This is a genomic window from Acidithrix ferrooxidans, assembly GCF_000949295.1.
GTDB lineage: Bacteria > Actinomycetota > Acidimicrobiia > Acidimicrobiales > Acidimicrobiaceae > Acidithrix > Acidithrix ferrooxidans.
This window is the reverse complement of record NZ_JXYS01000169.1, coordinates 1-1094: the sequence shown is the minus strand read 5'-3', so window position 1 is coordinate 1094 and position 1094 is coordinate 1. Positions and strand designations below refer to the sequence as shown.

General features: G+C 46.9%; 2 protein-coding genes. Both read left to right on the top strand.

All coding sequences use genetic code 11. The features are described 5' to 3' along the window. Nucleotides 1-582 (top strand): choice-of-anchor Q domain-containing protein (locus AXFE_RS20265; RefSeq protein WP_200891369.1); only part of this gene is annotated, 582 nt, incomplete at its 5' end. 15 nt (nt 583-597) lie between these two features. Further along, nucleotides 598-1094 (top strand): fibronectin type III domain-containing protein (locus tag AXFE_RS21785; RefSeq protein WP_160291943.1); only part of this gene is annotated, 497 nt, incomplete at its 3' end.

Genomic DNA, 1094 nt, shown 5'->3' with positions numbered 1-1094 from the left:
AACAGGGCCAACAGCGGCGGTGGCATCTACAACGACAACTTCGGTACCCTTACCGCCACCAACGACACCATCTCAAACAACAGGGCCAACAACAGCGGCGGTGGCATCTACAACTCCAACTCCGGTACCCTTACCGCCACCAACGACACCATCTCAAACAACAGGGCCAACAACAGCGGCGGCGGCATCTACAACTCCGGGACCCTCACCCTCGCCGCCGACCTACTCGCAACTAAAGGTGGTGCCCCATCTCGCGGTGAGTGTGGCGGGTACGTTACCAAAATTACTGACCTTGGCTACATCGTCGCAGACGATAACACCTGTGGTTTTCCAAGCTCACCTGCTGCTAATACATCTACAAGTATTGTCTCGACCGCGTCTGAAAATCTTGGTCCCCTTCAAAACAACGGTGGTCCAACACAAACAATCCTGCCTGAGCCAGGCAACCCAGCAATCGGATTGATACCGACTAACACACGTGTGACTATTGTTACTGGTGGACCTAGCATCACCCTTTGTCCAACAACAGACCAAAGAGGTATAAGCGCTACTGGTCCATATTGCAATGCTGGCTCTGTCTAACAAACTCCTCAAGTAATCACCACTACTTTTCCATACCCAGCACCCCCACAACTAAACAATCCAACACCTATTTCACCAACATCTATAACACTTAGCTGGAGCCAATCTACTAACCAAAGCTATCTACCAGCTACTGGCTACAACATCTTTGAAGGAACAACAAGTGGAAAAGAATCAACTACACCTATTAGCTGTACAACACCTTTAACTGCTAGTTCAACAAGCTGTACAGTTACAAACCTCAATCCATCTACTACCTATTACTTCTATATAGAAGCAACTAACACCTCAGGTAGTTCGTTACCTTCTAACGAGGTATCTATAACAACACTTACAACTAATCAAAGTCCATCAACTCAAAATCCATCTACCACCACAAAGCCTGGATATTACGTAGTTGCAAAAGACGGTGGAGTATTTAGCTATGGAAGTGCAACCTTCTATGGCTCTCTAGCCAATAAAAACCTAAATCAACCAATAGTAGGAATTGCTTCAACCCTAGATGGCAAAGG